Source organism: Leucobacter sp. M11, from assembly GCF_035726885.1.
Lineage (GTDB): Bacteria > Actinomycetota > Actinomycetes > Actinomycetales > Microbacteriaceae > JAPFRB01.
Genome location: NZ_JAPFRB010000004.1, coordinates 144,932 through 151,696, shown reverse-complemented (window position 1 = coordinate 151,696; position 6,765 = coordinate 144,932). Strand labels below are relative to the sequence as shown.

General features: G+C 69.4%; 6 protein-coding genes. 3 read left to right on the top strand and 3 right to left on the bottom strand.

All coding sequences use genetic code 11. The features are described from left to right. The coding region (locus tag OOT08_RS12660; protein ID WP_325093104.1) for an ABC transporter substrate-binding protein at positions 1 to 965 on the bottom strand (965 nt) is incomplete at its 3' end. A gap of 189 nt (positions 966 to 1,154) precedes the next feature. Between OOT08_RS12660 and OOT08_RS12655 the strand changes: the two genes are divergently transcribed. From OOT08_RS12655 to OOT08_RS12645, 3 genes are read left to right on the top strand one after another with little or no spacing between them, the layout of a single operon-like run. Further along, positions 1,155 to 2,117, top strand: a complete 963-nt coding sequence (locus OOT08_RS12655; RefSeq protein ID WP_325093103.1) for an ABC transporter permease — start codon at positions 1,155 to 1,157, stop codon at positions 2,115 to 2,117. Positions 2,118 to 2,132: 15 nt separating this feature from the next. Beyond that, entirely contained in the window at positions 2,133 to 3,089 is a 957-nt protein-coding gene (locus OOT08_RS12650; RefSeq protein ID WP_325093102.1) for an ABC transporter permease, read from the top strand. Continuing rightward, positions 3,086 to 4,744, top strand: a complete 1,659-nt coding sequence (locus OOT08_RS12645) for an ABC transporter ATP-binding protein (protein WP_325093101.1) — start codon at positions 3,086 to 3,088, stop codon at positions 4,742 to 4,744. The genes OOT08_RS12650 and OOT08_RS12645 overlap by 4 nt, the downstream gene beginning before the upstream one ends. A gap of 77 nt (positions 4,745 to 4,821) precedes the next feature. Here OOT08_RS12645 and OOT08_RS12640 read toward each other — a convergent pair whose 3' ends face one another. Both OOT08_RS12640 and OOT08_RS12635 read right to left on the bottom strand, forming a co-directional pair. After that, on the bottom strand, positions 4,822 to 5,673 hold the full coding sequence (locus OOT08_RS12640; protein ID WP_325093100.1) for a GntR family transcriptional regulator: 852 nt from the start codon (positions 5,671 to 5,673) through the stop codon (positions 4,822 to 4,824). Positions 5,674 to 5,731: 58 nt separating this feature from the next. After that, on the bottom strand, positions 5,732 to 6,765 hold a 1,034-nt coding region (locus OOT08_RS12635), incomplete at its 5' end, for a thiamine pyrophosphate-dependent enzyme (RefSeq protein WP_325093099.1).

Genomic DNA, 6,765 nt, shown 5'->3' with positions numbered 1-6,765 from the left:
AGCCAGGTGTTCTCCACGATCTCGGTGCGGTCGATCGCGTACTCAATGGCCTTGCGCACCTCGGGGTTGAGCAGTTCGCGGTGCGCGGTCTTCTTCGGGTTGGTGTTGATGATCAGGTTCTTAATGGTCACGCTCGGCCCGGTCAACACCTTCTTCCCCGCTGCTTCCAGCGTCGCCACCGCGGTGGGCGGGGTCTGCTGCCCGATCATGTCGACCTGCCCGGTCTTGAGCGCGGTCACCATCGCATCGTCGTTGGCGAAGAACTGGAAGCCGAAGCCCGTGATCTTCGGGGCCTCGCCCCACCACTCGGCGTTGCGCGAGAACACCATCGTCTGGTCCTTCTCGTAGGTGTCCAGCGTGAAGGGCCCGCCGCCCACGAGGGGCGCGGCGTTCTCGAAGCTCGTGATCTGCTGCCCGTCACCCGCCGCAAGGGGCTCCCAGACGTGCTTCGGCAGGATCGGCAGGGCCTGCATCTGGGTGAGCACGTTGCCGACCGGGTTCTCATAGGTGAGCTGCAGCGTGTTGGGGTCCGTGGCAACCGCGGATTCCAGGTGCGCGACCCAGCCCGCGAGGATACCCGTCGGGCCCTCCCGGTGCTCAAGGATCATGGACATCGTGAAGGCGGCGTCCTCCGCGGTGAGGGGTTCCCCGTCCGACCAGGCGGCATCCGGCTGCGTGTGGAAGGTCCAGACCGTGCCGTCCTCGGAGGCCTCCCAGTCGGTGGCGAAGGCGGGCACAATCTCGAGTTCGGCATCGTACTCCGTCAGGTGCGGGTACACGTACTGATAGATGACGCTCGAGTAATCAGAATCCGATACGAAGGGGTTCAGCGAGTCCACCAGGGACGTGGTGCCCACCCGGAGGAAGCTGTCGCTCGCCGACCCACCCGGAGCCCCGCAGGCGCTGAGCACCCCGGCCAGCGCGATCGCAACGACGGCGCCGAGCGCCCGTTTCACTCTGTTCACGTTCTCTCCTCGGGTTCCTGGCCCGCCGCGTTGCGGGCTCAGGGCTGGGGCGCGTCCGGCCGAGATTGCCGGGTCTCACAATCGGTTTCGATTCCCGCTTGTTGTCGCACTCCTGTTACTTATACTATCTCATTAGACTAAGTATGGTAGGTGAAATTTTGCCACCGTTCTCGATGAGGAGAGGCCCGGATGAACCGAACGAGCTACCTATGGAAACGCACGGCCTTTGCGATCATCACCATTTTCGTGGCCGTCAGCCTGAACTTCGTGCTGTTCCGGATTCTGCCCGGCTCCGCGGTCACGAGGATCTCCCGGGTGCCCAACGCCTCCCCGGAGCTCAAGGCCTCGCTCGAAGCCCAGTTCGGCCTCGACAAATCGCTCTGGGAGCAGTACTGGCTGTACCTGAAGGGGCTCCTCAGCGGCAACCTCGGCGTCTCCTACGCCAACCGGCTCCCCGTCGCCGATAACCTGGGCACCGCCTTCGCGAACACGCTCCCCCTCGTGCTCACGGGCACGGTCATCGCGATCCTGCTCGGCATCCTGATCGGCGTCGTTGCCGCCGTTCGCCGGGGCGGGGCCTTCGACCACATCTCCACGAACGTCTCCGTGCTGTTCTACGCCTTCCCCACCCAGTTCCTCGGCATGATGCTGCTGATCTTCTTCGCGGGGGTGCTGCCCAGCGCGGGCACGAGCGACCCCTTCGCGCTCGCCCTGACCCCCTGGGAACAGTTCCTCGACCGGGGCAGACACCTCGTCCTCCCCGTGACGACGCTGGTGCTCACCCTCTTCGCGGAGAACGTGCTCATTATGCGCTCCTCCGTGCTGGAAACCCTCGGCGAGGACTACATTCTGACCGCGAAGGCCAAGGGGCTGCCCCGCGGGCGCATCGTGCGTTCCTACGCGGTGCGCAACGCCATGCTGCCCACGATCACGATGATCGCCCTCGCCCTCGGCACGGTCGTCGGCGGCGCGATCCTCATCGAGGTGATCTACTCCTGGCCCGGGATCGGGCGCGCCCTCTACGAGGCGGTCCTGAAGCGCGACTATCCCATGCTGCAGGGCGGCTTCCTCGTGATCACCGTCGTCGTGGTCGTGCTCAACTACCTCGCCGACCTCATCTACTTCACGCTCGACCCGCGCGTCACCGACTAAGGAAGGGAGCAGACCATGACCTACCCAGCCACAACCCCCGTCTCGCTCACCAAGAAGAAGCGCAGCCGCTCGCAGACCACGACGACCCTGCTCCAGGCCCTCCGGCAACCCTCCGCGATCGTCGGGCTCGTGCTGCTCGGACTCTTCCTCGCGATGAGCCTCCTCGCGCCCGTCCTGAAGCCCTACTCGACCACCCGGGCCAGCTGCGGGGTCTTCGAGGCCCCGTCCGCCGCGCACTGGTTCGGCTGCGACGACGGCGGGATCGACGTGCTCAGCCTCGTCATCGACGGCGGGCGGGTGTCCATCTTCGTCGGCTTCACCGCCGCCGCGATCGCGATCCTCATCGGCGCGAGCGTCGGCATCGCCTCCGGCTACTTCGGCGGCTGGGTCGACACCGTGCTCATGCGGATCACCGACTACTTCCTCGTGATCCCGCAGATCGTGCTGATGATCGTCATCGCCGCGGTTTGGGGGCCGAGCCTCGACCACGTGATCCTCGTGATCGGCGGGCTGATGTGGACGAGCACGGCGCGCATCGTGCGGTCCCAGGTGAAGACCCTCCGCGAGCGCGTCTATGTCCGCCGGGTCGAGTCCCTCGGCGCGGGTCACCTGCGCATCATCACCCGGCACATTCTGCCGCAGCTCGGCCCGCTGCTCGTCGCGAGCGCCGTGCTCGCGATCACCGTCGCGATCTTCAACGAGACCGCGCTGGCCTTCCTCGGGCTCTCCGATCCGAACGCGATCACCTGGGGCACGATCATGGAGCACGCCTTCAACCGGGCCGCGGTCAGCACGGGGGCCTGGTGGGCCATCGTGCCCGCTGGCGTCGCGGTCGCCCTGCTCGTGCTCGGCTGCTACCTGCTCGGCCGCTCCATCGAGGACTCCCTGAACCCCCGACTCAAGATCACCCACCTCTCGGCCCGGACCTGGTCACTGCGACCGCTCGTCGGCCGTGGAAAGGACGCCCTGTGAACGCGCCAACCGCCGCAGCAGCCACCCCGGTGCTGGAACTGCGCTCGCTGAATGTCTGGTTCTCCGCCGAGGGAACCGGGGACGCGCACACCGTCCGCGACCTGAAACTCTCGGTCGCCCCCGGCGAGCGCGTCGGCCTCGTCGGCGAGTCCGGCTGCGGGAAGACCACCACGATTCTTGCCGCCCTCGGGCTGCTCCCGGCGAACGCCAGCGTCGGCGGCGAGGTCCTGCTCGACGGGGTGAATATCATCTCCGGCGGCGACGCCAGTATCGCCCCGCACCGCTGGACCGACATCGCGATGGTCTTCCAGGGGGCCATGAGCGCCTTCAACCCGGTCAAGACGATCGGCTGGCAGATCCGGGAGGCGCTCGCCGTGCACCGGATCGCGAGCGGCCCCGCGGCGGCGGCCCGGGTCCGGGAGCTGCTCGACCTCGTCGGGCTGCCGGAGGGCACCGAGGACCGCTTCCCCCACGAGCTGTCCGGGGGGATGAAGCAGCGCGCCGTGATCGCGATGGCGCTCAGCTGCGAACCCAAGGTGCTGCTCGCGGACGAGCCGACCACCGCGCTCGACGTGGTCGTGCAGGATCAGATCCTGCGGCTGCTCGTCGACCTGTCCGAGCGGCTCGGCCTCGGCCTCATCCTCGTCACCCACGACCTCGGCGCGGTGGCCCGGAGCTGCACGCGGGCCGCCGTGATGCTCGGCGGGGAAATCATCGAGCAGGGCACCGTCGAACAGCTCTACAGCGCTCCCCGCGAGGACTACACCCGGCAGCTGTTCGCGGCCACGCCGAACATCGCCGACCTCGTTCCCCGGCCCGCGCGCACGGAGCCGGACGAGGCCGCGCCCCTGCTCCGCGTGCGCGAGCTCACGGTGCGGCACGCGGGCGGGCGGCGACGGCGCGGCGAGCCCGCCCCGGCCCCCGCCGTGAGCGGGGTCTCGTTCGAGGTGCGCCCGGGCGAGCTCGTCGCCCTCGTCGGGCAGTCGGGCTGCGGGAAGACGACGACGCTGCAGGCGATCATGGGGATGCTTCCCGAGGTGCGCGGCTCGATCGCCGTGGACGGCGAGGAGACCGTCGGGGTCAGCGGGCGGGCGCGGCGGGCGCTCCGCCGCAACGCGCAGATGATCTACCAGGACCCCTACGAGTCGCTCGACGTGCGCTTCCGCATCCGGGACACCCTCGAGGAGCCCCTGCTCATTCACCGCGTGGGGGCCACGAAGGCCGAGCGGCTGGAGCGGTGCCGCCGGGCGCTCGAGGAGGTGGGGCTGACCCCGACCGAGCGCTACCTGGACCGGTTCCCGCACGAGCTCTCGGGCGGACAGCGCCAGCGCGTGGCGATCGCCACGGGGCTCGTCCTGCGGCCCGCGCTCCTCCTCGCCGACGAGCCCGTGTCCATGTTGGACGTCTCGGTGCGCGCGGGGGTGCTGGCCCTGCTCAGCGAACTGAAAACGGAGCACCGGATGGGCATCCTGATGATCACGCACGACCTCTCGACCGCCGCCGAGTACGCGGACCGGATCATCGTGATGCGCGAGGGGCGGATCGTGGAGCAGGGCCCCGCGCTCGACCTCGTGCGGAACCCGCGCGAGGAGTACACCCGGCTGCTGCTCGACAGCGTGCCGAGCCCGGACCCCGCCGTCAGCCGCGTCGCCTAGAACGAACGGCAGCCCCGGGTCCCGCCGCGGCGGGACCCGGGGCTGCCGGGCGTTCTGGCCGCGTCAGCGGGTCCGGATCAGGGCGTGCCGAGCGCCTTGACCGACCAGCGACCGCTGTCGGAGGGCTCGATCAGGCGCGGGGCCTGACTGCCGGAGACGTAGAAGAGGAAGTCCTTCGCCCGGTACGTCTGCTGGTAGGAATCGTAGGGCACCTCGTCCGCGGAGAAGGACACGCCGCGCACCCGCACGACCGCCTCCTGCTCGGTCACGCCCAGGTGCTCCTGCTCCCAGCGGCTTGGCTGATCCACCTGGAAGAACTGCTCGACGAAGGCGTCCGTGAGGCCGTACTTCTCTTCGAGGAAGCCGTAGAGGGAGTCCCCGGCTTCGAGGCGTTCCTGGTCGAGCGCGGGCACCAGGCTCAGGGGGATCGTGGCCTTCTCCACCACCTTGGACTCGCCGCCGAGGCGGCGCACCCGGCTGATCTCCCACACCGGCTGCCCCTCGTCGAGGCCGAGGGCGTCCACGTGGTTGCGGCTCGGCAGGCCGACGGTCAGCGCGAGCAGCTCCGTCCGGAAGGCCTCGTGCTCGTACTCGCCCGTGATCGTGTCCAGCAGCGCACCGGAGCGGGCGGGTTGGCTCACCATGCGCCGGGGCGCGACGAAGGTGCCAACGCCCTGGTGCCGGACGATGATCCCGGCGTGCGAGAGCTCGTCGAGGGCGCGACGGACGGAGATCACGCTGACGTCCGCGAGCTTCGCCAGCTCCGCGGTGCTCGGCAGCTTGTCGCCCTCGCCGAGCCCCCGCTCCTCGATCATGGCCACGACGAGGTCGTAGACGTGCTGGTAGCGGAGGGCGCGGCCCTTGCCCGCGCCAGCGCCCCCCGCCTGCGCGTTCGCGGTCGTCGGCTCGTCTCGGTCCGGAGCGGTCATCAGTCCTCAACAATGCATGGTTGGTATAACAACGTATCTCGCTTCACTGTAGCAAGTTTCAACCAAGTCGTGCAGAGTTTTGGCCGCGCTCAGGGGACGAGCGTTTCTCGTCGTGCGCGCGCACGTGCGCCGCGATCTCCTCCATAAACGGGGCCACGAGGGTGGCCGAGACTCGACAGTCAAGCACGAACAGCCCCGAGGCCCCGGCGGCGACCCACTCGTCAAGCGCAGCAAGGTCCGCGTGCCGGCGAATCACCGCGCCGGAGCCGCCCACCCCCCGCGCAAGCTGCGCGAAGTCCGCTTCCTTGAGCAGCATCGGCCCGGGGTCCAGCCCCTGGGTCGCGTACTGGTGGACCTCCGCGCCGTAGGCGCCGTCGTTGTAAACGACGACCACGCAGCTGGGGGCGGTCCTCGCGAGTGTGTCCAGGTCGGCGAGCGCCATGAGGGCGCTACCGTCCCCCGTGCCGAGGACCACCGTGCCCGCGGCCGCACCGGCTTGGGCAACCCCGATCGCCCCGAGCACCCCCAGGCCGATTGACTGGAACGCCGTCCCCATGAACACGGTCGGCGCTCCCGCGGGCAGGCTGAGGTACATGGGCGCCCAGCCGATGCTGTGACCGATGTCCTGGACGAGGCTCCGCGTCGCCGGGAGTCGCCGATCGAGCTCGGTCACGAGCGAGCGCGGATCGAGCCGACCATCCTCCGCAAGCTCAGCCCCGGGGTCGCGAAGCCGCGCCTCGCGGCCGTCCCCGGCGAGCGCCGTCGAGCGCCATGCGTTGCCCAAGCCGCTCGGGGTGGGGCCGAGGGCCGCCAGGAGCGCCTCAGCGAGGTCCCGGGCGTCGCCGACCAGGGTCTGCCCGACCGGGACCTGCGTCGGACCGGGCTCGATGTCCACCCGGATGACGTGCGCCTCGGGGCCGAAGACCGCCCCGAACCGGCTCGTGAACGGATTGAGTCCCGCGCCGACGACGAGTACGACATCAGCGGCGCTGATCAGTTCCGTGGCGGCAACGGTGGCGAAGCCCCCCGCGATACCGAGGTCCCAGGGTGAGCCCCGGAACACATCGCGAGCGAGGACCGTCGTGGCGGTCG